The sequence below is a fragment of the Streptosporangium sp. NBC_01469 genome (assembly GCF_036227305.1).
Lineage (GTDB): Bacteria > Actinomycetota > Actinomycetes > Streptosporangiales > Streptosporangiaceae > Streptosporangium.
The window spans coordinates 6,282,153-6,305,905 of record NZ_CP109465.1 but is presented as its reverse complement, the minus strand read 5'-3'; the positions used below and the strand labels follow the sequence as shown (position 1 = coordinate 6,305,905).

Genomic DNA, 23,753 nt, shown 5'->3' with positions numbered 1-23,753 from the left:
GCGACCGGGTCGGCGTGGCCGACCATGACAGCGGGCGAGGAGTTCACCTCTTCGGTGTGGGCTTTGACCCGCTTCGCCAGGTAGCGCTCGTCGCCCGGCGCGATCGGGGCGGTGCGGGCTTGCGTACACGAGCCACTGGAACAACTCCCCCTACAAGACAGAACGTTCTATCGCGACACAGCATGGCAATCTACAGTGAGAGCTGTCAAGACCGAACGTTCTACCTACTAGAATGGCGGCATGCGCAGCCAATCCGAGGGCCGGCCATCCGAAGCGCGATCCCGGCTACTCAACACGGCCACCCAGCTCTTCTACGCGGAGGGCATCCACGCCGTCGGCATTGATCGCATCGTCGCGGAAGCGCAGGTGACGCGGGCCACCCTCTACCGGCACTTCCCCGGCAAGGAAGACCTTGTCCTCGCCTACCTGGACGAGGTCGACCGGGCCATGCGGAGCCAGGCGGACGAGGCCGTCGCCGCCGGACTCCCGGCGGCCGACACCGTCCAAGCCCTCAGCACGTCCATCGCCCAGGGCATCCAGTCCCCCGGCTTCCGGGGATGCGCCTTCCTCAACGCCGCCGCCGAGTATCCCGCCCCCGAGTCCCCGGTGCGCAAGGCCGTGCTCGCCCACCGCCAATGGTTCCTGGAAACCGTCACGGAGCTGCTGGCCAAGATCCGGGAGACGGACGCCGAGCCCGCCGCCCGCCACTTCGTGATGATGCGCGACGGCGCCATGGCCGCCGGCTGCCTATTCGACCCGGCGCTGATCTGCGAGACCTTCCTACGCGGGGTCGAGAGGTTCCTGCGGGTTCATGCCGCCGCCGACGACATCGGACCGGCGGGGCCTGAAGACGCCATCGACGCACCCACACGTTGACCGGCCCTGTCGCTGATCTTGTGACGTGGGACGTCGGTATCGAAGAAGGATCCTCTTTCCGAGAAGGTCGAAGTTCGCTCTGCCGTACCCGTGTACCGGCACCCCCGGCAGGGCCGTCCTCTTCACCCTTCCCACACCCCCGACAGCCGTGGGTCTGTCCAGGTTAACTGGACAGACCCGGTCAGTCAGTCTGCGTCGAGGTGCAGGGATGCGATCAGGTCGAGCATCTCGGCGTGGTGGAGCTTGGCCGGGTCCCCGGTCTGGAGGCGGAGGTGGCCGTAGACCTCGAGAGAGATCAGCCCGTGCATGCGACCCCAGACGCGCAGGGCGAGTGCGAGGGCGGCCGGGGGCAGGTCGGGGAATTCCTCGCGCACGATGGACACCAGCGCGGGTGAGAAGTCGGACCACTGGTGGTCGGTGCGTGACTGCGTGGTCTTGGCGTACGGCCAGGAAGCGGCGACGAGTTCGGTGAGTCCCAGGCAGGCGCGCTTGGCGGCCTCAGGGGCGGGCCCGTTGTCGGGCGCGTGGTATCCGGCGACCGGATCACCGTAGATCAGCCGGAATCCTTCCGGGTTGGCCAGCGACCATGTGCGCAGAGACTGCCCCCAGGCCAGGATCCGGCCGGCGATGTCGTCGGGCGGGACGGCGTCGCGGGCGGCTTCCACCTGGTCCAGCAGTGAGGTGTAGATGTCGTTGATCAAAGTGGTGATCAACGCGTCTCTGGTCTCGAAGTAGCTGTAGATGGCACTGCCGCTCATCCCCATGTCGCGGGCGATGGCGCGTAACGACACGGCGTCCGGGCCGCCCTCGGTCAGGTGCCTGAGCGCGATGGCCTTGATCTCCGCGGTGGTTTGGACCCGCAACCGCGCCCGTCTGCCCAGGGTCTGCTCATGCACGGTTGACATCCTACACCGCTGCATTAGAGTACGGCTCACGAAAATTGAACGGTGCACACTTTTAGAACGCCGAACATCAAGATTGGACGTGTGATGAAAGCCAAGACAGTGCTGTTCGACAGGCTGGGCGGTCCCGAGGAGCTCTACTTCGCCGACGTCGAGCTGGGCGAGCCCGGCCCGGCCCAGGTGCGGGTGCGCATCGACGCCATCGGCCTCAACCGCAATGAGGTCCTGCTACGCACCGGCAGGTACTACTACGACGCCGTCCTGCCCGGCTCCCGCCTGGGACATGAAGCCGCCGGTGTCGTGGAAGCCGTCGGGGCGGGCGTGGACGACTTCGCCGTCGGCGACGCGGTCAGCATGCTGGCCAGGCCCGTTGATGAGGGGATGTCGACCCACGGCATCTACGGCGAGCGGGCCATCGTCCCCGCTGGCAGGCTCATGCACCGCCCGGATCACGTGGACGCGGTCACCGGCGCCGCCGTGTGGGTGGCCGGTTTCACCGCCTACGGAGCTTTGATCGAGGTCGGGCGGATGCAACCCGGCGACACGGTGGTCGTCACGGCCGCCTCCAGCAGCGTCGGGCTGGCGGCCATCCAGATCGCCAACTACGTCGGCGCCACGCCCATCGCCGTCACCAGGACGGGCGCCAAAGCCGAGCGGCTCCTGCAGGCCGGCGCCGCGCACGTGATCGCCGGCGACGACGGGGACGTGGTCAAGCAGGTGCGCGCGCTCACCGGCGACCGCGGCGCGCGGCTCTTCTTCGACGGCGTCGCCGGTCCCGGCCTGCCCGATCTGGTGCAGGCCGTGGCCCCGGACGGCATGTTGATCGTCTACGGATCGCTCGATGGGCGGCCCACCCCAATGCCGATGTGGTGGCCGATCAACGTGTACGGCTACGCCATCTTCCATCTGTTCGCCGATCCAGAGCGCACCCGCCGGGCCGAAGCGTTCATCAACAACGGCCTGCGCAGCGGTGCGCTCGCCCCGGTGATCGACCGCACCTTCGACCTGGCCGACATCGCTGAAGCCCATCGGCATATGGAAGCCGGCACCCACGTCGGGAAGATCGTCGTCACCGTCCAGCACTGAAAGGGACACCACCGTGAGCGCTACCCACGCCGATCTCATCGACCAGTTCATCGACGCCATCAACGAGAGCGACGCGGCACGACGCCGCTCGACGATCGAGCAGATCTTCACACCGGACTGCACCTACACCGACCCGGAAGTGGCCGTCGAAGGGCTGGAGGCGCTGGACGCGGCGTTTTCGAGTCTGAAGGAGCGGACTCCGCCCGGCTTCCGGTTCAGCCTGAGGGCGCCGGTCGACGTCCACCACGACCAAGCGCGGTTCTTCTGGCAGTTCGGCCCGGCAGACGCGGCCACGCCCGCGGCAACGGGCTCGGACGTCGCCCTCTTCACCGGCGGACGTATCCGCCACGTCTACGCCTTCTTCGACACGAGGACCGACTGACGCATGTTTTCTGCCACACGATGGCTGCTGGCCATCTCCTTGCTGGCCGGCTTTGTCTTCTCGAGCGCACAACCGGCCGCCGCCACAGCTCGCGGCTGGACCGCCACCTGGACCGCCTCGCCACAGCGCCCGAGCGCCGGCTTCACCCCGAACTGGTCGGAGCAGGGCTTCGCGCACCAGACCGTCCGTCAGATCGTCCGGGTCAGCGCCGGTGGCACAGCCGCCCGGATACGGCTGTCGAACGCCTACGGCACCACCCCGCTCACCATCACCGGCGCTACGCTCGCCCGCACCTCGCGCGGCGCCGCCGTACGGTCAGGGTCGCTGCGGCACCTGACCGTCAAGGGCGCGCGGACCTTCACGATCGCGGCCGGCGCCGAGCTCGCCAGCGACCCGGTGCCGTTGCGGCTGGCCACCCTGGAGTCGGTCACCGTCACCTTCTTCCTGGCGGCGCCGACCGGTCCGGCGACGTTCCACGCCCAGGCCCTCGCGACCAGCTACCGAGCCGCTGGTAACCACACGGCCGACGTCGGCGGCGCGGCGTTCACGCAGACCTCGCAGTCCTGGTACTACCTGAGCGGCGTGGACGTCACCGGGACCGCGTCGCGCGGCGGCGTGGTCACCTTTGGCGACTCCCTCACCGATGGAGCCACCAGCAGTACGGATGCCAACAACCGCTACCCCGACGAACTCGCCGAACGGCTGGCCGCCGCCGGTCGGCCGCGCGCCGTGCTGAACCAGGGCATCGCCGGCAACCGCGTCACGGTCGGCTCCGCCGGGTTCGGCGACAAAGCCACATCACGGTTCCGGCGCGATGTCCTCGGCCAACCCGGCGTGCGCACGGCGATCATCCTGGAGGGCATCAACGACCTCGGCATCAGCGAGCTGGCGGCGGCACCGCCGGCCCCGATCTTCGCGCCGTACCCCGACGTCTCCACCGAGAAGATCATCTCCGGGCATCGTGAACTGATCCGGCTCGCACACACCCACGGCCTCCGAGTCATCGGCGCGACGCTACCGCCGATCAAGGGATCGGCGTACTACACCGCGCACAGCGAGACCAAACGGGAGGCACTCAATGCCTGGATCCGCACATCGGGCGAGTACGACGCAGTGATCGATCTCGACCGCGTCATGGCTTCACCGTCCGACAGCGACCGGCTCAACCCACGCTACGACTCGGGCGATCATCTGCATCCCAACGACGCCGGCTACCGAGCCATGGCCTACGCCGTCAACCTCGCCGACCTCGGCTAACCACGAGAGGTCCACACCGATGCGTAAACCGTCCGCGAATCGATCCGCAGATCACGAGCTTTCACCAGGCAGGCCACCACGAGCCCTGCCCCGCCCACCTTTCGACCACAGCACCCGGGCCGCGCTCCCGAGCCTGCTGAACGGCGGGGCGGTGAAGGCCGTATGACCGGCTCGAGCCCCGGCGCTCAGGTGTCCAACCCGCAGTCGAAAGGGCTGATGCTCGCCCTGATCGCCGCCACGCAGTTCACCGTCGCCGCCGACTACAACATCGTCTACGTCGCGCTGCCGGACATGGGGCGGGCACTCGGGTTCACCGCGCAGTCCCTGCAGTGGGTCGTCAGCTCCTACGCCATCGCCCTAGGCGGGTTCCTCCTGCTCGGTGGGCGGCTGGTCGACCGGCTCGGGGCGCGCCGGATGCTGATACTCGGGCTGGCTGTGTTCGGGCTGGCCTGCCTGGCCGGCGGATTTGCCGGCGGCCCCGCCCCACTCATCGCCGCCCGGGCCGTCCAAGGGATCGGCGCGGCGCTGCTCGCACCGGCGACGCTGACCCTCATCAACACCCGCTTCGCGGAAGGACGGGAGCGTAACCACGCGCTCGCCGTGTGGGGCGCGGTCGGCAGCGCGGGGCTGGCGGCCGGCGCCCTGCTCGGCGGGGTGCTGACCGACGCGTGGGGATGGCAATGGGTGCTGTTCGTGCTGGCGGTGCCCGCGCTGCTGGCCGTGGCCGCGGCCCCGGTGGTTCTGGACCCGGACCGGCCCGGCAATGACTGGGCAGGGGTGTGGGGCCGGATCGACGTACCGGGCGCGGTGCTCGCCACCGTCGGATCCTCACTCCTCGTGCTGGGCCTGGTGAACGGGCCGGACTCGGGCTGGGGGTCGCTCCAGGGCGCAGGCTCGATCACCGCCGGGGTGCTGATACTTGGTGCGTTTCTGCTTGTGGAGGGGCGGACCCGGGACCCACTGATGCCGCCGGGGCTGCTCCGCAACCGGAACCTGGTGATGTCGGTGCTGGTGATCCTGATCTTCCAAAGCGCGCTCGGCGGATGCTACTACCTTTACACCACCTACCTGCAAGGCGTGCTGCACTACGACGCACTGGCGGCCGGACTGGCGTTCCTGCCGCTGGCCGTCTGCTCCATGGTGGCGGCGCTGTGGCTGGCCAGGGTGCTTGGACGGTTGGGGCTGCGCGTCACGCTGGTGACGGGCATGACCGTCAACGGCATTGGCATCGTGCTGACGGCGGCGGCTGTGGGCACGGGGACGCCCTTCTGGGCACTGCTGCCCGGGCTTGTCCTGTGGGGGATCGGCGGTGGCATGACCTTCCCGGCGATGTTCGCCAGCGCGGCGACCGGGGTCGAGCCGGACAAGGCAGGCATCGCCTCCGGTGTCGCGTCGGCCTTCCAACAGATCGGCGGCGCTGCCGGGCTGGCGATCCTGGTGGCCATCGCGACATGGGCCGGCCTCGGCGACAGCGCGGGGACGGACTCAGCCGCCGACGGCATCCAGACAGCCATGTGGATCGGCGGCGCCGCCTCGGTAGGAGGCGGCCTGCTGGCCCTTGCCCTGCACCGGCCGGGCGCTCCGACGCGGCCCCAGACGGCGGAGGCAGGCCGACAGCTCGGCCGGAGGACGCGAACACAGTGAAATCGTGATCCACTCGCTGATGGAGCGTGCCCGCTGGGCACGCTCCATCAGCGCCGTGGTGTCGGTGGTGGAGGAGCGTCAAACCCTGCGCTCCTACGTCGAGGACGCCACCGAGGAGGTCACAATAATGGCGATGTAGCCAGTGCCGCGCCTACGGGTGGGTGCTGAACGCGGCCCGCACCTCCAGGGCAACAGGCAATAGCTGCGACCGTCGACCTCGGCCACGGTATCCGCGGACGCGGTGAGGTGCGGGGCACAGACCGGCAAGCCGCCGACCGCGAGCGCCTGCAGGACGTTGAGACTGCGGCGGGCCTTCGGCACCGGCACGTCGACGATCTCCTTGAGGGCGAACACGCCTTCGGGGGTCTCCAGACGCCAGTTGCGGTTCATCATCCCCGAGGGCAGAAACGCCATCTGGCGGACGCACCCCAGGCCGAACGCCTTCACGACCTGTTCGAGCTCGCTGTCGGTGATCCTTCCCCGTACGGTCACCTGTCCTCGCGCGGCCTCATCAGTCACGTCCAGGAGGCTACGGCATCATCGTGGGCTTGTCCGGCACGTTCCCATCGCGGCGCCAAGAGCCTCGGGGAACGACCAGGTGCCGACCATCGCGGCCACGATCTTCGTTCGGCGTGCCAAACGAGCACGGGACGGATCCCGCCCCTCTACTCCCGTCATGTTTCCTACCGCTCATGGTTACCGAGAATGAACGGAGTGTGATCATGCGGTCATTCGGTGGTGTCCCCCTGGGCGTTGACGGTCCCCCCGCCTCATCGGTGGAGCGTGGGCGCAGCAGCGGTGAAATCCACACGCTGGTGAAGGTCCTGCGGCCCGGCTCCGCCTCGCGCCGTGCCCGCGCCATCGTCCGGGAGGTGCTCCAGGACGCGGGCCTGCCCGACGACGATGTCGACTCCGCCGAGCTCATCGTCGCCGAACTCGCCGCCAACGCCGAGAGGCACGCCCGCCCACCGTACGAGCTGCGAATTCACAGTCTGGACGGCACCCCCGCCTGGTGCGAGATCGTCGACAGCGGCCCGGATCCGCACGAGGTCGGCATCATCCTCAACCTGCTGCGTTCGGTGACGGAGATCGGTCTGCCGCTGCTCGCCGAGAACGGTCGCGGTCTGCTGCTGGCCCATCGGCTCTCGCTCGGCCACTGCCATGTCCGTCCCACCACGGTCAGCACCACTGGCACCCCCGGTAAGACCGTCGCCTTCGCCCTTCCCACCCCCTCGGGCATCCGCCCGACCTTCCCACCCCCCGAACCCCGCCAAAGGTGAGGCGGCCACCCCGCGCGAGGGGGTCGCCTCACCAAGGGCGTCGGTCAGCCGAGCAGCTCCGAGATCCTGGTCTCCGGCTCCACCACCGCCCGAGTCAGCAGCGCCGCCACCTGCTCCAGGCGCTCCTCGACCTCCTTGCGGTCCCACAGCTCGACGGCGTACTCCAGGTCGAGCACGACCCGCTCCCCCGCCATCCCCGCGTACATCTCCAGCTCGTAGCGGTTCGCCCTGGTGTGCACGTAGTCGAACCCCACCTCGCACCCGGCCAGCTCCGGGATCGCCGGCCCGTCGCCCGCCCAGTCGGACGTCACCTGGAACAGCGGCATCCTGCGCGGGTCCGGGTGGATTTTCAGCGCCCGCACCACCTCGTTGAACGGGGTGCTCTGGTGGGCGTATGCCTCCAGCACCGTCCTGCGCACCCGCCCCGTCAGCTCGGCGAAGGTGGGGTCGCCGCCGCAGTCGACGCGCAGCGCCACCATGTTGACGAAGCAGCCGACCACACCCTCCAGGCCGGGCAGCGGCCGGTTGTCGGCGGTGGTGCCGATCACCACGTCGTCCTGGCCGCTCCACTGCGCCAGCATCGCCGCGAACGCGGCCGTCACCAGCATGTAGGGCGTGGCCCTGCTCTGCCGGGCCAGCGCGAGCAGCCGCCGCGACTCCGCGTGCGGCAGGCGGTGGGCGATCATCTCGGTGTCGCGGCCCTCGCGCCGCCCGTCGCGTGTCCTGGGCAGGACGAGCTCGGGCGCCTCGCGCAGCCGCTCGCGCCAGAACCGCTCCGACGCCGCGGCCTCGGGTCCGCCGAGCCAGGCCTGTTCCCAGGCCACGTAGTCGGCGAAGCGCAGGTGCGGCGCGGCGGGCGCGGCGTCCCGCTCGGAGTACAGGCGGCCCAGCTCGCCCACGAGCAGCCCGATGGACACGCCGTCGGTGACCAGGTGGTGCTGGACCAGCGCGAGGACGTGGTCGTCCTCGCCGAGCCGGTAGAGGACGGCCCGTACGAGCGGCGCGGTGGACAGGTCGAAGCCGCGGTCGGCGTCGCGCGCGGTGCGGCGGGCCGCCTCCCGGACCCGTTCGTCCCCGGGCATGCCGGTGAGGTCGGTGACGGGCAGCTCGACGCGTACGCCGGGGTCGAAGCGCAGCACCGGCACGTCGCCGACGAGCGCCACGCGGGCGCGCAGGTTCTCGTGCCGCGCGACCAGCGCGTCGAACGCGCCGCGCAGGGCGGCCACGTCGAGCGGGCCGCGCACCCGGTAGGTGACGGCGGCGATGAAGTCGCGGGCGTCGCCGCCCGCCAGCTGCTCGTTGATCCAGATCTGCAGCTGCGCGGTGGACAGCGCGCTGGTGTCGGGCTCCTCTCCGTCCCGCTCGATCTCCCCGGCCTCCCAGGCCTCCCAGGCCTTCCCGGCGGGGACCGTACGGCCCGCACGACCGGCGCGGCCCGCGTCGCCGAGCGTGTGCTCCAGCGCGGGGTGCTTGGCCGCCATGTGGTCGGCCAGGTCGGCGGGGGTGCAGTTCTCGAACAGGGCCATCAGCGGTACGCGCACGGCGAGCACGGAGGCGATCTCGCGCACCAGCCGGGCCGCCAGCATCGAGTGGCCGCCCAGGGCGAAGAAGTCGTCGTCGGGCTCCACCTCGTCGAGGTTCATGACGCGCGCCCAGATGACGCAGAGCGCGGCCTCCAGGGCGGGCAGCTCGGTCCGCTCGTCGCGCTCGCCCGCGTCGGGCAGCTGTCCGGTCTCGACGCGGCCGTCCTCGGCGCGCGGGATGTGGTCCACCGGCACGATGACGGCGGGCACCATGTACTGCGGCAGCCGCTCGACGAGCGTGGCGCGCAGCGCGTCGGGCGGCGGCCCGGCGACGGTGTAGGCGACCAGCTCGCGGCCCGCGCCGCCCTCGACCGCCACGACGGCGGCGTCGCGTACGGCGGGATGGGCGCGCAGGACCTCCTCGACGTCCTCCAGCTGCACCTGGAACGGGCCGATCCCGACCAGCCGGTCCTCGCGCCCGCGCTCGACCACCCGCCCGTCGGGCCTGCGGATGGCCAGGCGGCCGGTGGGACCGGCTCCGCCCTCGCCGGAGCGGCGGACCAGCTGGCCGACGGCCCCGGCGGGCAGCACGTTGCCGTCGTGGTCGAGCACGGTCATGTCGCCCTGGGTGAGGGTGGCCCGCTCCTCCGGGGTGATCATCGGGATGTCCGCCAGGGGCTGGGCGGGGTCGTCGGCGACCGCCCGCAGCACCCGGTCGTAGTGGCGCATCACGCGGGCGATCGTGGCCTCGTCGAAGAGGGCGTCGTCGTACTCGACGAAGAGGTCGACCCGGTCGCCCCGGCGCACGGCCTCGACCGCGACGTCGAAGCGGGACCGGCCGCGCGTCACCTCGACCTCGGCGGCGGGTACGCCGCCGATGGAACGTTCGGCCGCCCCGGCGTCCCACATGGTGAAGACGACCTGCACGAGAGGGGTGTGCCCGGCGTCGCGCTCGGGCTGCAGGAACTCCACGAGCTTCTCGAAGGGCACGTACTGGTGGTCGAAGGCGTCGAAGGCGGCCTCGCTGACCGCGTCGGCCAGGTCGGTGAAGGGCGTCTCGCCCGCCGGGCGCAGCCGTACGGGCACGATGTTGGCGAAGAAGCCGAGCGCGCCGTCGAACTCGCGCCCGGGGCGGCCGGGGGCGCCGGTGCCGAGCACCATGTCGCCGCGCCCGGTGTAGCGGTAGAGAGTGGCGGCGAAGGCGGCGAGCAGCACGGTGAAGACGGTGCCGCCGACCCGCTCGGCGACCTCGCCGAGCGGTCCGGTCAGGCCGGGGTCGAGCGGGAAGCGCTCGCGCCTGCCCGCGCTGGCCCGGCGGCGCGGCCGGGGCCGGTCGGCGGGCAGTTCCAGCACGGTGGGCGCGCCGTCGAGCTCCCGCCGCCAGTGGTCGACGTCGGCGGCCAGGCGCCCCCCGGCGAACTGCTCGCGCTGCCAGCGGGCGAAGTCGCCGTACTGGGCGGGCGCCTCACCCGACGGCTCACCACCTGGCGGCTCACCACCCGGCGACTCATCGCGCGGCCCGCTCTGTGGGGCATCGTGTGACCCGCTCCGCGACTCGTCTCGTGACCCCGGTCGCGACTCACCGGGTGACCCGCCCTGTGAGACACCGCGCGGCCCGCCGGGGAGTTCGCCCCGGTAGGCGGCGTCCAGCTCGTCCAGCAGCAGGTTCATCGAGAATCCGTCGCTGATGATGTGGTGGACCCCGAGCACCAGCGCCTGCCTGCCCGCGCCGAGCGTGACGAGCGAGGCGCGCAGCAGCGGCCCCGAGGCCAGGTCGTAGGGGGCCTCGGCGACCTCGCGGGCGTACTCCATGAGCGCCTGCTCGCCGCCGACGGCCGCCTCGCGCAGCACGGGGCCCCGGTCCCAGACCGCCTGCACCGGTTCCGCGCCCTGGTAGACGAAGGTGGTGCGCAGCACGTCGTGCCGCGCGACCACCTGGTCCAGCGCCCGCCCGAGCCTGGCGGCGTCGAGCGCGCCGTCCAGGACGAGCACCTTCAGCTCGTTGTACGAGCCGTTGCCCGGATCGTCCTGCTCGACGAACCAGAGCTGCTCCTGGAGGTAGGACAGCGGGGCGGTGCGGACGGGCAGACCGGTCACGACGGCCCCTCCGTCTTTCTCGCGATCACCCAGAGGAAGCGCGACTCCCCGAGCGGTGTCCGCTGCGCCACGACCTCGTCGCGCTCGGGGACCAGGCCCGCCTCCCGCAGCAGGCGCAGGTTCTCCCCGGTGGCGAAGCCGGAGAAGAACATGGTCGAGCCGAACCACTCCTCCACCGCGCCGGGGATGTCCTCGGTCATGAGCGTGGCCAGCAGCAGGCCGCCCGGCTTCAGCCAGCGGGTGATGCCCTCCAGCAGGCCGGGCAGCTCCTCCCTGGGCAGGTGGGTGAGGGTGTAGATGGACACGACGGCGTCGAAGGAGGCGTCAGGGAACTCCGCCCTGGCCATGTCGGCCTGGACGAGCCTCGCGCCGGGCAGGGTCTTCTCGGCGAGCCTGAGCTGCTCGGCGGAGATGTCCACGGCGGTGAGATCGTGCGCCTCGGCCAGGCGGCGCGACGACTCGTGGCCGCCGCCGACGCCCAGTTCCAGCACGGCCGCGCCCTCGCCGGGCAGCATCCCGAGCAGGTGGCCGGTCCAGGCCATCCGGGGGCCGTCGGAGAACTCCGACTGGAAGGCGGCGTAGCGGTCGGCGATGTCGTCCCAGCCCTCGCGGACGATGTCCTTGATGTCGGAACGGACCTCGGAGTCGACGGCGTCGGCGACCCCGGCGATGGTGGGCCGGTCGAAGAACTCGACCACCGGCACCTCGATGCCGAAGGTCGTGCGCACCTTGCCGAGGAGCTGGATGACCTGGATGCTGGTGCCGCCCAGCTCGAAGAAGTGGTCGTGCGGGCCGAGGGAGTCGACGCCGAGCAGCGGTTTCACGATCTCCTCGGCCACCCTGCGCCGGGTCGGCGTCCACTCTGCGTCCTCGGCGCCACCCGCCGGGCCGGTACGCTCCCCCCTCGCCTCGGCCAGGGCGTCGTGGTCGACCTTGCCGGTCGGGGTGAGCGGGATCTCGGGCACGTGGACGAACTCGTTGGGCACCAGCGGGGCCGTCAGCCACCGGGCCGCGGTCTCGCGCAGCTCGGCCACGCCGGGGGGCTCCTCGGCGGTGGAGGCGACGTAGGCGATCAGGCGGGCGTCGCCGTCGTCGCGCGCCTCGGCCTCGACCACGGCGTGCGCGATCTCCGGGTGCCTGCAGAGGGTCGCCTCGATCTCCTCCAGCTCGACGCGGACGCCGCGGACCTTGACCTGGCGGTCGGCCCGCCCGGCGAAGACCAGCTCGCCCTCGGGGGTCCAGCGCACCAGGTCGCCGGTGCGGTAGAGCCTCCCGCCCGGCGTGGTGGCGAACGGGTCGGGGACGAAGGAGGCCGCGCTCGTGCCGGGGCGGTCCAGGTAGCCGCGTCCGAGGCCGGGTCCGCCGACGTACAGCTCGCCGACCGTGCCGATCGGGACGGGACGCATCGACTCGTCCAGGGCGTAGGCCCGGTGGTTGGGCATGGCGCGGCCGATGGGCGGTGAGGTGTCCCAGCTTCCCTCGCACTCCTGGGTGATGACGCCGACGGTGGTCTCGGTGGGCCCGTAGCTGTTGACGAACCTGCGCCCGGCCGCCCAGCGGGTGGTGAACTCGCCCGAGTAGCTCTCGCCGCCGACGGCGACGACCCGCAGGTCGGGGAAGTCACCGGGCTCCAGCAGTCTCAGCATCCCGGGGGTGCCCATGTAGACGGAGATGCGGCGCTCGCGCAGCAGGTCGCGGAAGCGCATCGAGGAGGTGCGGGTCTCGGTGGAGGCGACGTGCAGGGCCGCTCCCGACAGCAGCGCCCCGAAGGCGTCGAAGGTGGAGACGTCGAAGGCGATCGAGGAGAACTGCACGAGGCGGTCCTGCGGCGAGAGCCCGTACAGGTGCTGGGCGCCCCGGACGAACGCGGTGACCGCGCGGTGCTCGATGAGGACGCCCTTGGGCGTCCCCGTGCTGCCCGAGGTGTACATGACGTAGGCCAGATTGGCCGGGTGCAGCGGCACGCCGGGGTCGCTCTCGTCACTCCCCGGGTGGTCGTCGACGTTGACCACGCACCACGGGCCCGGCGGCACCTCGGCCTCGGTGGTGGAATCGGCCAGCACCACGGCGGTGCCGGCGTCGCGCAGGATCGCCTCGACCCGCTCGGGCGGGTTTCCCTCGTCGACCGGCACGTACGCGCCCCCGGCGGCCAGTGTCCCGAACATGGACACGACCATGCCGGCCGAGCGGCGCTGGTAGACGGCGCAGCGGTCCTCGCGGCGCAGGCCGAGACCGAGCAGGTGCCCGGCCAGGCGGTTGGCCGCGCGGCGCACCTCGTCGTAGGTGAGGGCGGTGCCCTCCTCGTCCGTCAGTGCCGGGGCGGCGGGCGACCTGGCGACCTGGGCGGCGAACCGTTCGATGACGGTCGCCGGCTCGTCGGCCAGCTCGGTGCGGTTCCACTCCTCGACGACCAGGCGCGCGTCGTGCTCCTGGATCGTGTCCATCGGCTCCTCCTTAAGGGGACCGTCCTCGGGGACCGTTCGTCGGCGGGCCTGCGGGTCAGGATCGCTCGCCGTCCATCCAGCGGCGCAGGCTCAGGGGACGCATGTCCGTCCACACCTCCTCGATGTGGGCCAGGCACTGCTCGCGGGTGCCGCTGTGGCCGACACTCCGCCAGCCCTCGGGAATGTCACGGTCGGCCCACCATATGGAGTACTGCTCCTCGTGATTGAGCACCACTGTGTACTCGGCGGTCTCCACGGACTCGGCCATTCGGGTCTCCTTTGCTTCATTCACCATTCGACACGACGTTGCAATCAAACAATGCCATGGTCAAGCAGAAGCGATTTAACGTACTTTCCGCGAAATGTTAGAGTTTTGAAGGGGAGCTATGTGTGGAATAGCCGGCGTATCTGTTCTCGACGGGACCGCCGGGCAGCCGGCCTTCGACGGGCTCGTCACCCTGCAGCACCGCGGCCAGGAGTCGTGGGGCATCGCGGTGGCCGGGCCCGGCGGCGTGGAGGTCCGGCGGTCGCTGGGATTCGCCTCGCGCTCGGACTGTGGTGACTCCGCCCGCGACGAGTGGCCGGCCGGGAGACTGGCGGTCGCCCACACCCGGTACTCCACCACGGGCGCCACGCTGCTGGAGAACTCCCAGCCCCTCGTCCACGAGGCGCGGCGCATCGCGCTGGCGCACAACGGGGATCTCACCAACGCCGCCGACCTGCGCGCCCGGCTCGGCCGCGAGGGCTACGGGTTCCGCTCGACCAGCGACTCCGAGGTCATCCTCGCCCTCCTCGCCAATGCCCTTGACGCCCCGGGTACCCGGGGCGGCGACCCGATCGTGGCGGCGGTCGCGCGGGCCATGCGGGTGCTGCGCGGCGCGTACTCGGTGGTGTGCGCCGTCGGCGACCGGCTCGTGGCCTTCAGGGACCCGCACGGCATGCGCCCCCTGGTCGCCGGGTTCGCCGAGGGCAGGGCGGTCGTCGCCTCGGAGACCTGCACGCTCGACGCGCTCGGCTGCTCCGGGCAGCGGGAGGTGGAGCCGGGCGAGCTGCTGGTCCTGCGCGACGGCCGCCTGGCCGGGGAGCACCGCGTGGCCGACCCCGCCCCGCGCAGCTTCTGCGTGTTCGAGCACCTCTACCTGACCAGGCAGGACTCCAGGATCGACGGCGCCAGGGCCGGCGCGACGCGGGTGGCGTTCGGCGAGCGGCTCGCGCTGGAGTCCCCGGCGGACGCCGACCTGGTCGTGGCCGTCCCCGCCTCCGGGGTGCCCGCCGCCCGGGGGTACGCGCGGACGGCCGGGCTCCCGCTGGCCGGGGCGCTGGTCCGCGACGAGCAGGTGGGCAGGACGTTCATCGAGCCCGACCAGAGGCGGCGCGAGCGCAAGCTGCGGCGCAAGTTCTCCATCGGCTCGCCGGTGGACGGGGCCAGGGTCGTGGTGGTCGACGACTCGATCGTGCGCGGGTCCACCATGCGGCGCATCGTCACGCTGCTGCGCGAGTCGGGGGCGAGCGAGGTGCACGTGCGGATCGCCGCGCCGGCGCTGATCGCGCCCTGCCACTACGGGGTGGACATCGTCGACACCGGCGAGCTGGTGGCGACCGGCCGCGAGGTCGAGGAGGTGTGCCGGATCATCGGCGCGACGAGCCTGGCGCACCTGTCGGTGGCGGGCATGCGCCAGACGGTCGGGAGCGTGGCGGGCGAGGGACTGTGCGAGGGCTGCATCACCGGCGAGTACCCCACCCCGGTGAGCGCGGGGCGCGACAAGTTGAAGCTCGTACCCGCACAGGCCCCGCGGCACGCGGCGACTCCGGCGGCCGTCCACCCCCGTTGACGGTGATCAAGGCCACGCCTAGCCTCCGCCAGATGGGACCTAAAACACAGCCGAACGGCTACGACGACGGTGGTTGCGACGCCCGCTACACCAGGACCGCCTGCCTGTGGGGCCGCAGGCCGGACCGGATCTCCGACGCCCTGGGGGACGCGCTCTCCCTGCCCGGAGCCCCCGAGGAGATCGGCCCGCCCGCCACCCCGCCCGGCGCGGGCGCGCCCGCCGTCCTCGACGTGGGGTGCGGTGAGGGGCGCAACGCGGTACGGCTCGCCCAGCGGGGCGCGCGGGTGCTGGCGATGGACGTGTCGGCCGCCGCGCTGGAGAACGGCGCGCGGGTGTGGGGCGACGCCGGTGGGATCGAGTGGCGGCAGGGCGACGCGCGCACCGCCGGGCTGGAGCCCGCCTCGTTCGACGGGGTGCTGGCGTGCAGCGTCCTGCACTGGCTGGAGGACGGGGAACAGGTCGCCGACGTCGTCGCCAGGCTCCAGGCCGCGACCAGGCCGGGAGGGGTGAACGCCCTGCTGATGTTCAACGGCGGCCACGCCTACCTGCCTCCCGCCGGCGAGATGCGCATGCCGGTCCTGCTGCCCCACGACTGGTACCTCGCCAGGTACGCCGGGTGGACCGTGCTGAGCGCCACCGACACCGACTCCACGCACACGCACAGGGGCCACGAGGAGCCGCACACCCACGCGGTGACCAGGCTCGTGGCCCGCAAGGGGGACGGCTCGTGAGCCCGCCGAAACCCGGAGGCGCGGACGCGCGGGGGATCGGGATCACAGACCCCCCGGGGACGCGCGGGGCCGGGCCCGGGAGCCGCGCCGAGGACGATCCGGTCTCCCCCGGCCCGCCGCACCCGCTCGAATGGCCGGTCTACGACGACGGCGTGGCGGCCAGGGTCGCCGAGCTGGTGACGTTGGGGCGCACGTTCGACTACGACTACGGCCCCGAACTGGCCGAGCTGGAGCGGTCGTTCGCCGAGCGGCACGGCCGCGCCCACGCCCTGGCGCTCACCTCGGGCACGGCGGGGCTGCTCGCCGCCTACTTCGCGCTGGGCGTCGGGCCCGGTGACGAGGTGATCGTCCCGGACCTCACGTTCTTCAGCACCGCCTCGCCGCTGTTCCTGCTGGGCGCGGTGCCGGTGCTCTGCGACGCGGGCGACGCCACCGGGAACGTGGCCGCGGCGGACGTGGAGGCGCTGGTCACGCCCCGTACGGTCGCGATCGTCGTCACCCACCTGTGGGGCCACAGCTGCGACATGGACGCCCTGCGCGCGGTGGCCGACCGGCGCGGGCTCGCCCTGGTGGAGGACTGCTCGCACGCCCACGGCTCCACCTTCCGTTCCCGGCCCGTGGGCTCCATGGGCGACATCTCGGTCTTCAGCGTGGGCGGCAGGAAGCTGGTCTCCGGGGGCATGGGCGGCATGCTCCTCACCGACTCCGAGGACGTCTTCGCCCGCGCCTGCCTGCTGACCAACTTCCGGCACCGCACCGACCTGACCATCGACGCCGTCCGCTACAAGCCGTTCCTGCTCACCGGTCTCGGCGGCAACTTCCGCATCTCCACGCCGGGCGCGGTGCTCGCCCAGAGCCACCTCGACCGCCTGGACGAGCTGGTGGAGCGCAGGGTGACCAACATGTCCGCCCTGGCCGCGGGGCTCGGCGAGCTGCCGGGCGTGCGCCCCTCCCCCGTCGCCGAGGGCGTCACGATGGGGGCGTGGTACGACGGGGTCGTCGAGGTGACGCCGGAGTGCCCGTTCAGCCGGGACGGGCTGGTGGCGGCCGGTCAGGAGCGCGGCCTGAAGGTGCGCGCCCCGGCCACCCGGCCGCTGCACGTCTTCCCGCTCTTCCAGGGCACCGCGCCCGACTGGTCACCCCAGGTCGCCGCCGCCGTACGGGCCGCCGCGGCGGTGAACGACCGGCCGTTCCCGCGTTCCGCGGAATTGTTCGCCCGGTGGATGAAATTGCCGGTGAATTTTCTCTGGAAACCGAACTCGCCGCTGGTCGGCGCATATCTCGAAGCGTTCGACGACGCATTCTCGATGGCGCGCACCGCGTAACGTAATTCCTGTTTCCAGCGTCGATTCCGGAGTAATCCACATGAGCCGACAAATGTCTCCCGTCATCCACGCCGTCGCCCCCGCCAGCCTGGAGAGCTGGTTCGGCCATTTCGTCGACCTCGGCCCGCAGGACCGGGCCGTCTTCACCGGCGAGGACCGCCGCGTCGACGTGGCCCCGCTGCTCGACGCGATCGGCGGGGCGCCACAGGCGACGGTGGTCTTCCACTCCAGCCACACGACCCTCGGCCGCGACCAGCTGCTCGCCTTCCGGCTCCGCGAGCTCGGCCACCGGGCCGAGTGCCAGTCGCGGCTGTGCGCCTCGCTGGGCAGCGACAAGATCCTGATGAAGGAGTTCTTCGACCGCTACCGCCTGGTCTCCCCGCCGTGGGCGCGGGCCGGCGAGCCGCTGCCCGAGGCGGGCCCCGACACCCCCGTGGTCGTCAAGGACCGGCACGGCACGCAGAGCGTCGGCACCCGGCTGGCCCGCGCGGGCGAGTGCCACCTGGCCCCCAACGAGCTGGGCGAGCTGTACGTCGACGGGATCGAGTACTCGGTGCTGATCTACCGCGACGAGCACGGCACGGCGACGTTCCCGCCGGTCTGGAAGGGGGCTACCTCACCGGACCTGGTCCCGCCGTGGCAGCGGCTGCGGCTGTGCCCCGGCCCGGCGCTCGGCGGCGCGTGGGAGCGCAAGCTGCGGGCCGTCGGCAAGCGGCTGGCCGACCTGGCCGAGGCGCACGGCTACCTGGAGGTGGAGTTCCTGCTGACCCGCGGTGGCGAGGTGCACCTACTGGAGATCAACCCCCGGGTGTCGGGCACCATGCGGCTGGCCGCGATGGCGACCCGGCTGCCGATCTTCTCCCTGCACGCCCGGCCCGAGCTGCGCGACCATCTCTGCGCCGCCCGCTTCAGCGGCGAGGTCCCCTACAGCGGCGACCCGATCACCGACGCCGACGGCGAGGTGTTCGCCACGTCCCGGCTCACCGTCGCCGGGGAGAGCCCCGCCGAGGTCCGCGCCAAGCTGCGCGAGCTGGGCACGGAGCCCCAGGCACTGCCCCGCGCCTCCTGACCCCGCCCTCAGGCGGATCGGCGCACCGCCCCCGCCCCCTCGGGCTCCCCGGGCCTCCCGTCCCGGACCTCCCCGTCGCGCCGCGCGTCCCACCGGTCCAGCAGCCCGAGCAGGGGCGCGGTCGCGGCCGTGGAGACCAGCGCGACGATCACCAGCATCGTGAACAGCACCTGGGTGATGATGCCGAGGCTGAGGCCGATGCTCAGGATCACCAGCTCGGTCACCCCCCGGCAGTTCATCAGCACCCCGAGCCGCATGGCCTCCCGCCCCGGCACGCCCATCGGCCTGGCGATGACCAGCACGCCGCCGACCTTGCCCACCACGGCGACGACGAGGATCAGCAGGCACCAGCTCCACATGGTCAGGTCCTGGCTGAGCAGCCCGATCTGGGTGTTGAGCCCGACGAAGGCGAAGAAGGGCGGCAGCAGGAAGGAGGTGGTGAAGTCCTGGGTGCGCTCGCGGACCCGCCGCAGCCGTACGTCGCCGTCGCGCGGGAACAGGGCGCCGAACAGGAACGCGCCGAAGATCAGGTGGATGCCGATCAGCTCGGTCAGCAGCCCGGAGACGAGCAGGCCCACGATGACGATGGGCAGCGTCGCCTCCTGGGAGAGCCCCCGGCGCAGCAGCCGGGTCAGCAGTGGCCGTACCACCCCGACCATGACGGCGGCGAAGGCGACGGTCAGACCGAGCGTGCGCAGCGCCTCGGCGGGTGAGGAGCCCTTGGCCATGGTGATCGCCACGGCCAGCAGCAGCCACGCGGTCACGTCGGCGATGGCGGCGCAGGTGACGGTCAGCGCCCCGGTCGGGGTGTGGAAGAGCCCCCGTTCCAGCAGGATCCTGGCCAGTACGGGAAACGCGGTGACGCTCAGCGCGGCGCCGATGAACAGGGCGAAGACCGGGAACTCGACGGGCGCGGTCGCCAGCGGCGTGTAGATCAGCAGGGCCAGCGCGACCCCGAGCGAGAACGGGATCGCCACGCTCGCCTGTCCGCAGAGCACCGCGACGCGGCCCCGCCCGCGCAGCAGGTCGCCGCGGAGCTCCAGCCCGACCAGGAACATGAAGAAGGCCAGCCCGAACTGGGCCAGCAGGTTCAGGTACGGCATGACGGCACCGGGGAACAGCGCGCGATAGGCCTCGGGCCACACGGCGCCGAGCAGGGAGGGACCGAGCACGATGCCCGCGGCCATCTCCCCGATCACCCGGGGCTGGCCCAGCCCGCGGAAGACGGCCCCGCCGAGATGGGCCAGCGCGACGACCACGGTGACGGACAACAGCAGCAGGGGCGTGGCCGGAACCTCCTCCTCCCGCCCCGGCTCCACCGAGGGCACGGGGACGGGACCGGTGGCCGTTCCCGGGTCGAGCCCCAGCATCAGCAGCGCCAGCACGGAGGGCAGCACGACCGCGAGACCGTACGCGATCAGGGAACGACGCAGCGTGCTGGTATTCGCCGACCGAAACCATGAATATGTCATGATCAATTCCATTTCCGAGAGGTTGAATTCCGAACCGGCGCGTATATCACAGAGCAAAAAAAATTGCCAAGCTGATTAAAGACTCAGCTGGTCAACGGCTTGATTCCGTCTTTCCGTTGTACCTCAGGAAGACCGTCTGAAAATTACTCATGATCGAAAGTGCGCTTTCCGAAACGGCGGGTAAGGGATCGTCCTGACTCACTCCAAGTGCACAGAAATTCGGAGGAACAGTCGCATGCAGGTGCTCTCCCCCAACCGAGAGGCGAACCGCCAAGCCCCGCCATCCTGTGATGAGAGGCCCCCGGTCCCGGCTCCGCGCCGTACCCCTTCCCAGGGCTCCAAGCTGGCCCTGGACGCGTCCGCCAAGCCACGGCGAACCGGGCTCCAGCTCCCGTCGAGCCTCCCCTTCGACACCTGGCGGCGCATCGGCCACCAGATCTCCCTCATCGCCGACTCCTCCGCCTGGTGGCTCGGCGACTGGCTGGTCTACGGCGAAACCGAATACACCGACCGTTACAAGAGAGCGGTCGAGGAGAGCTCCCTCGATATCCAAACCCTGCGCAATTACGCCTGGGTCGCCCGGCGATTCCCGGTATCCCGCCGGCGAGACAAGCTCAGCCTTCAGCACCACGCGGAAGTGGCCGCGCTTCCCGAGCACGAGCAGATGCTCTGGCTCGACCGCGCCGAACGCTTCAGCTGGTCCAGAAACCGTCTGCGCAGCCAGATCAAGGCACACCGCACCGCCGCCCTGTCCGCCTCGGGCCGGGCCGCGGAGGCCGCCGAGGAGAAGGCCGTCATCCACATCGACGTACCGGTCGACCAGGAGCAGTCGTGGCGTGACGCGGCCCGCCGGATGAACCGCAGCGTGGAGGAGTGGGCGAGGCTCGTCCTCAACCAGGTCGCCACCGGCCAGATTCCCGCTCGCGGGATTTCCGACGCCAAGGCCGGGTGAGGAACGGAGGACAGGTGGGCGCCGTCCACACGTTGTTCGAGAAGAAGGCGTCCGAGGCGCCGGACAGGACGGCCCTGGTTTCCGGGGCCGTCCTGTTCACGTATCGAGACCTCGACGCCCGTGCCAACGGCCTCGCCCGGTCGCTCCTGCGACGCGGCGTCGGCCCCGAGACCCTCGTCCCCCTGCGGCTGGACCGCTCCCCCGACCTGCTCGTCGCGCTGCTCGCCGTCTGCAAGGCGGGCGGCGCGGCGGTGCTGCTCGACCCCGGCTGGCCCGAGGACCGCGTCGCCGCGATCCTCGACGGCGCTCCCGTGGTGATCGACGGTCCCCTCGACGCCGAACCCTCCTCCGAGAGCCCCGGTGTCCCCGTGCACGAGGACCAGCTCGCGTACGCGGTGCACACCTCCGGGTCGACGGGGCGGCCCAAGCTCGTCGGGGTGACCCACCGGGCGATCGCCCACCGGGTCGCCACCCATGCCGAGGCGTACCGCGTCACCCCCGCCGACCGCTCCAGCTGGCTGGCTCCCCCGGCCTCGTCGGTCTCGGTGGTGGAGCTGTGGCCGTACCTCTGCTCCGGCGCGAGCGTGCACGTCGCCGACGCGGCGACCGCGGGCTCGCCGCCGGAGCTGCGCGACTGGATGGTCGCCTCCGGGATCACCCGCTCGTACGTGAACATGCCGCTCGCCGAGCTGCTCTACGGCCTGCCGTGGCCCGGGGAGACGGCGCTGCGGCTCATGACGGTCGGCAGCGACGCGGTGCGCGTGTGGCCCTCGCCCGGTCTGCCGTTCGAGGTCGCGGTGGAGTACGGCTCCGCCGAGGCCAACGGCGTGACGAGCTGCCTGGTCCCGCTGGAGGACCGCTGCACCTCGGCCACCGCCGACGAGACCGCCAGGCGCGCCCGGCCCCCCATCGGGCGCGCCTGGCCCGGCGTCGGCGTCCCCGTGCTGACCTCCGGCCTGGAGCCGGTCGCGGCGGGCGAGGTCGGCGAGCTGTTCGTGTCCGGGCCCGAGCTGGCCCGGGGCTATCTGGGCGAGCCGGCCCGCACCGCGGAACGCTTCCTGCCCGACCCCTCGGGCGGGGGCGGCCGCGTCTACCGGACCGGCGATCTCGTACGGGAGCGGCCGGACGGGCGCCTGGAGCACCACGGCCGCGTCGACCAGCAGGTCAAGATCCGTGGCCACCGGGTGGAGCCCGCGGAGGTGGAGACCGTACTGCTCGAACACCCCTCGGTGCGCGAGTGCGTCGTGACGGGCGCGCCCGGTCCCGGCGGCGACCTGAGACTGTGCGCCTACGTCGTCCACGCAGGCAGCGCAGGCAGCGCGGACGACGCCACGGACAACAGCACCGTGAACGACCCCGCGAACGGCGCCACGGACGACGCTGTGAACGGCATCCCGGACAGCACCACGGACAGCACCACGGGCAGCGCCACGGACGGTGTCTTGGGCGGTACCTCGGACAGCGCCACGGACAGCGCCACGAACGGTGTCTTGGGCGGCGCCACGGACGGCGCCGCGCGTGGTGCCTGGGCCGGGGAACTGCGCGCCTTCGTCGCGGCACGGCTGCCCGCTCCGATGGTGCCGGCCGCCTGGACCGCGATGGAGCGGCTGCCGCTGAACTCCAGCAACAAGGTGGACCGCCGCGCGCTGCCCGCGCCCTCGTGGGGCGCCCCCCCGAAAACCGGCCACCCGGGAAACGGGCTCCCGGGAAACGGGCTCCCGGGAAACGACGTTCCGGGAAGCGACGCGGCAGGAGCCGACGCGCAGAGGACTGACGTGCGGAGGGCCGACGCGCAGAGGACCGACGTGCGGGGGACCGACGTGCGGGGGACCGACGCCCCGGAGGCCGCTCCCCAGAAAGACGGCGAGCGTGAGGAGGGCGCCGACCCGGTGACCGCGGGGGTGCTGGAGCTGTGGGAGCAGGAGCTCGGGGCGCGCGGCGCGCTGGGCGACCACTTCATCCGCTCCGGCGGCGACTCCCTGTCGGCCACCCGTCTCGTCGACCGGATCGGGACCCGCTACGGCGTGCGGATCCGGCTGCGCGACTTCCTGCGGGCGCCGACACCCGAGACCCTCATCCGGAACATCAAGGCGGAAGGAAAGGCGAGATGACCGAGAGGAAGCGGAGAAGGAGCCGCCCCACGTGGCTGCTGCGCACCCCCGACCCCGAGGCGAGGGCGAGGCTGTGGTGCCTGCCGTACCCGGGGTCGGGGGCGTCGATGTACCACGGGTGGCCGGCCGAGGTGGACGGGATCGAGCTGTGCCCCGTACAGCTGCCCGGCAGGGAGAACCGGCTGCGCGAGCCGTTGTTCGAGAGCTACGCGGCCGTCGCCGCCGAGATGCTGGAAGGTCTGGAGCCCTACCTGGACCGGCCGTTCGGCTTCATCAGCCACTGCGGCACGGTCTTCATCGGCTACGAGGCGACGCTGCTGCTCATGGAGCGCGGCGGCCCGCTGCCCGGCCACCTGTTCGCCTCCTCGATGGTCCCGCCGCACCGGGCGTCGTGGCCGAGCATCCTCAGGCTCGACGAGGAACAGGTGGGCGCGCTGGTGTCGGACCTCATGCGGGCGCGCGGCGCGGAGCCGCTGCCCGAGCTGGTGGAGATGGCCGCGGACGTCATGCGCGCCGACGTGGCCGCCTACAGCCGCTTCGACAGGACCGACCCGGTGGAGCTGCCCTGCCCGATCACCGCGATCGGCTGGTCGAGCGACACACAGATCCCCCCGGAGCAGATGGCCGGCTGGGAGGCCTACGGCGAGGCCCGCTACACCGTGCTGGACGGCGGGCACTGGAGCTACCTCCAGGCGCCCGCCGCCCTGCTGGACGAGATCTCGCGGAGCATGTCCGCGCGCGTCCCGGGCTGAACGGATCGAACGGTTGAC

At 71.8% G+C, this 23,753-nt stretch carries 20 protein-coding genes; 14 read left to right on the top strand and 6 right to left on the bottom strand.

All coding sequences use genetic code 11. The annotated features are described in order from the left end of the window. Positions 1 to 240: 240 nt before the first annotated feature. A complete protein-coding gene (locus tag OG587_RS27620) occupies positions 241 to 876 on the top strand; it encodes a TetR/AcrR family transcriptional regulator (RefSeq protein ID WP_329080227.1) in 636 nt (211 codons plus the stop codon). A gap of 185 nt (positions 877 to 1,061) precedes the next feature. Here the strand turns inward: OG587_RS27620 and OG587_RS27615 are convergent, their stop codons facing one another. Beyond that, positions 1,062 to 1,772, bottom strand: coding sequence for a TetR/AcrR family transcriptional regulator (locus OG587_RS27615; protein WP_329080225.1), 711 nt, complete (start codon positions 1,770 to 1,772; stop codon positions 1,062 to 1,064). A gap of 93 nt (positions 1,773 to 1,865) precedes the next feature. On the opposite strand from OG587_RS27615, the gene OG587_RS27610 reads away from it, so the two are divergent. From OG587_RS27610 to OG587_RS27590, 5 genes are all read left to right on the top strand, one after another. Next, on the top strand, positions 1,866 to 2,864 hold the full coding sequence (locus OG587_RS27610; protein WP_329080223.1) for a zinc-dependent alcohol dehydrogenase family protein: 999 nt from the start codon (positions 1,866 to 1,868) through the stop codon (positions 2,862 to 2,864). A 13-nt stretch (positions 2,865 to 2,877) separates the two neighbouring features. Then, positions 2,878 to 3,246 carry a nuclear transport factor 2 family protein gene (locus tag OG587_RS27605; protein ID WP_329080222.1) on the top strand — a complete coding sequence of 123 codons (369 nt, stop codon included), beginning with the start codon at positions 2,878 to 2,880 and terminating at the stop codon, positions 3,244 to 3,246. 3 nt (positions 3,247 to 3,249) lie between these two features. After that, on the top strand, positions 3,250 to 4,503 hold the full coding sequence (locus OG587_RS27600; protein ID WP_329080220.1) for an SGNH/GDSL hydrolase family protein: 1,254 nt from the start codon (positions 3,250 to 3,252) through the stop codon (positions 4,501 to 4,503). Positions 4,504 to 4,665: 162 nt separating this feature from the next. Continuing rightward, complete coding sequence (locus OG587_RS27595) at positions 4,666 to 6,147, top strand: MFS transporter (protein WP_329080218.1); 1,482 nt, start codon at positions 4,666 to 4,668, stop codon at positions 6,145 to 6,147. 4 nt (positions 6,148 to 6,151) lie between these two features. Continuing rightward, positions 6,152 to 6,286, top strand: a complete 135-nt coding sequence (locus OG587_RS27590) for a hypothetical protein (protein ID WP_329080216.1) — start codon at positions 6,152 to 6,154, stop codon at positions 6,284 to 6,286. Here OG587_RS27590 and OG587_RS27585 read toward each other — a convergent pair. Next, positions 6,241 to 6,666 (bottom strand): hypothetical protein, encoded by a 426-nt coding sequence (locus OG587_RS27585; RefSeq protein WP_329080214.1) that lies wholly within the window; start codon positions 6,664 to 6,666, stop codon positions 6,241 to 6,243. The genes OG587_RS27590 and OG587_RS27585 overlap by 46 nt on opposite strands. 203 nt (positions 6,667 to 6,869) lie before the next feature. Between OG587_RS27585 and OG587_RS27580 the strand changes: the two genes are divergently transcribed. Further along, positions 6,870 to 7,427, top strand: a complete 558-nt coding sequence (locus OG587_RS27580; RefSeq protein ID WP_329080212.1) for an ATP-binding protein — start codon at positions 6,870 to 6,872, stop codon at positions 7,425 to 7,427. Positions 7,428 to 7,471: 44 nt separating this feature from the next. Here OG587_RS27580 and OG587_RS27575 read toward each other — a convergent pair whose 3' ends face one another. From OG587_RS27575 to OG587_RS27565, 3 genes are read right to left on the bottom strand one after another with little or no spacing between them, the layout of a single operon-like run. After that, the gene (locus OG587_RS27575; protein ID WP_329080209.1) at positions 7,472 to 11,047 is read right to left on the bottom strand and encodes a condensation domain-containing protein; all 3,576 of its coding nucleotides are present in this window, start codon (positions 11,045 to 11,047) and stop codon (positions 7,472 to 7,474) included. Continuing rightward, entirely contained in the window at positions 11,044 to 13,491 is a 2,448-nt protein-coding gene (locus OG587_RS27570) for a non-ribosomal peptide synthetase (RefSeq protein ID WP_329080207.1), read from the bottom strand. Before OG587_RS27570 ends, OG587_RS27575 begins: the two co-directional genes overlap by 4 nt. Before the next feature lie 55 nt (positions 13,492 to 13,546). Beyond that, positions 13,547 to 13,759 carry an MbtH family protein gene (locus tag OG587_RS27565; RefSeq protein ID WP_329080205.1) on the bottom strand — a complete coding sequence of 71 codons (213 nt, stop codon included), beginning with the start codon at positions 13,757 to 13,759 and terminating at the stop codon, positions 13,547 to 13,549. Between the two features lie 118 nt (positions 13,760 to 13,877). Between OG587_RS27565 and purF the strand changes: the two genes are divergently transcribed. The 4 genes from purF to OG587_RS27545 are packed head-to-tail and all read left to right on the top strand — an operon-like array spanning position 13,878 to position 18,448. Continuing rightward, entirely contained in the window at positions 13,878 to 15,323 is a 1,446-nt protein-coding gene (gene purF, locus OG587_RS27560; RefSeq protein ID WP_329080203.1) for an amidophosphoribosyltransferase, read from the top strand. A 32-nt stretch (positions 15,324 to 15,355) separates the two neighbouring features. Then, a complete protein-coding gene (locus OG587_RS27555) occupies positions 15,356 to 16,054 on the top strand; it encodes a class I SAM-dependent methyltransferase (RefSeq protein WP_329080201.1) in 699 nt (232 codons plus the stop codon). Further along, positions 16,051 to 17,379 (top strand): DegT/DnrJ/EryC1/StrS family aminotransferase, encoded by a 1,329-nt coding sequence (locus OG587_RS27550; protein ID WP_329080200.1) that lies wholly within the window; start codon positions 16,051 to 16,053, stop codon positions 17,377 to 17,379. The genes OG587_RS27555 and OG587_RS27550 overlap by 4 nt, the downstream gene beginning before the upstream one ends. A gap of 52 nt (positions 17,380 to 17,431) precedes the next feature. Beyond that, positions 17,432 to 18,448 carry a hypothetical protein gene (locus tag OG587_RS27545; protein WP_329080197.1) on the top strand — a complete coding sequence of 339 codons (1,017 nt, stop codon included), beginning with the start codon at positions 17,432 to 17,434 and terminating at the stop codon, positions 18,446 to 18,448. A gap of 8 nt (positions 18,449 to 18,456) precedes the next feature. On the opposite strand, the gene OG587_RS27540 is transcribed toward OG587_RS27545, so the two are convergent. Further along, positions 18,457 to 19,932 (bottom strand): cation:proton antiporter, encoded by a 1,476-nt coding sequence (locus OG587_RS27540; protein ID WP_329080195.1) that lies wholly within the window; start codon positions 19,930 to 19,932, stop codon positions 18,457 to 18,459. Between the two features lie 223 nt (positions 19,933 to 20,155). Here OG587_RS27540 and OG587_RS27535 point away from each other — a divergent pair, with 223 nt between their 5' ends. From OG587_RS27535 to OG587_RS27525, 3 genes are read left to right on the top strand one after another with little or no spacing between them, the layout of a single operon-like run. Next, positions 20,156 to 20,872: an LmbU family transcriptional regulator gene (locus OG587_RS27535; RefSeq protein ID WP_329080193.1), complete on the top strand. Its 717-nt coding sequence runs from the start codon at positions 20,156 to 20,158 to the stop codon at positions 20,870 to 20,872. Positions 20,873 to 20,886: 14 nt separating this feature from the next. Continuing rightward, the gene (locus OG587_RS27530; RefSeq protein WP_329080192.1) at positions 20,887 to 22,983 is read left to right on the top strand and encodes a non-ribosomal peptide synthetase; all 2,097 of its coding nucleotides are present in this window, start codon (positions 20,887 to 20,889) and stop codon (positions 22,981 to 22,983) included. Further along, a complete protein-coding gene (locus tag OG587_RS27525; RefSeq protein WP_329080189.1) occupies positions 22,980 to 23,735 on the top strand; it encodes a thioesterase II family protein in 756 nt (251 codons plus the stop codon). The genes OG587_RS27530 and OG587_RS27525 overlap by 4 nt, the downstream gene beginning before the upstream one ends. The last annotated feature ends 18 nt before the right edge of the window (positions 23,736 to 23,753 follow it).

Coding starts and splice junctions, on each gene's coding strand:
- OG587_RS27580 (WP_329080212.1), top strand. CDS start 6,870: ATGCGGTCATTCGGTGGTGTCCCCCTGGGCGTTGACGGTCCCCCCGCC.
- OG587_RS27540 (WP_329080195.1), bottom strand. CDS start 19,932: ATGGAATTGATCATGACATATTCATGGTTTCGGTCGGCGAATACCAGC.
- OG587_RS27555 (WP_329080201.1), top strand. CDS start 15,356: ATGGGACCTAAAACACAGCCGAACGGCTACGACGACGGTGGTTGCGAC.
- OG587_RS27570 (WP_329080207.1), bottom strand. CDS start 13,491: ATGGACACGATCCAGGAGCACGACGCGCGCCTGGTCGTCGAGGAGTGG.
- OG587_RS27620 (WP_329080227.1), top strand. CDS start 241: ATGCGCAGCCAATCCGAGGGCCGGCCATCCGAAGCGCGATCCCGGCTA.
- OG587_RS27565 (WP_329080205.1), bottom strand. CDS start 13,759: ATGGCCGAGTCCGTGGAGACCGCCGAGTACACAGTGGTGCTCAATCAC.
- OG587_RS27610 (WP_329080223.1), top strand. CDS start 1,866: ATGAAAGCCAAGACAGTGCTGTTCGACAGGCTGGGCGGTCCCGAGGAG.
- OG587_RS27525 (WP_329080189.1), top strand. CDS start 22,980: ATGACCGAGAGGAAGCGGAGAAGGAGCCGCCCCACGTGGCTGCTGCGC.
- OG587_RS27600 (WP_329080220.1), top strand. CDS start 3,250: ATGTTTTCTGCCACACGATGGCTGCTGGCCATCTCCTTGCTGGCCGGC.
- OG587_RS27535 (WP_329080193.1), top strand. CDS start 20,156: ATGCAGGTGCTCTCCCCCAACCGAGAGGCGAACCGCCAAGCCCCGCCA.
- OG587_RS27545 (WP_329080197.1), top strand. CDS start 17,432: ATGTCTCCCGTCATCCACGCCGTCGCCCCCGCCAGCCTGGAGAGCTGG.
- purF (WP_329080203.1), top strand. CDS start 13,878: ATGTGTGGAATAGCCGGCGTATCTGTTCTCGACGGGACCGCCGGGCAG.
- OG587_RS27595 (WP_329080218.1), top strand. CDS start 4,666: ATGACCGGCTCGAGCCCCGGCGCTCAGGTGTCCAACCCGCAGTCGAAA.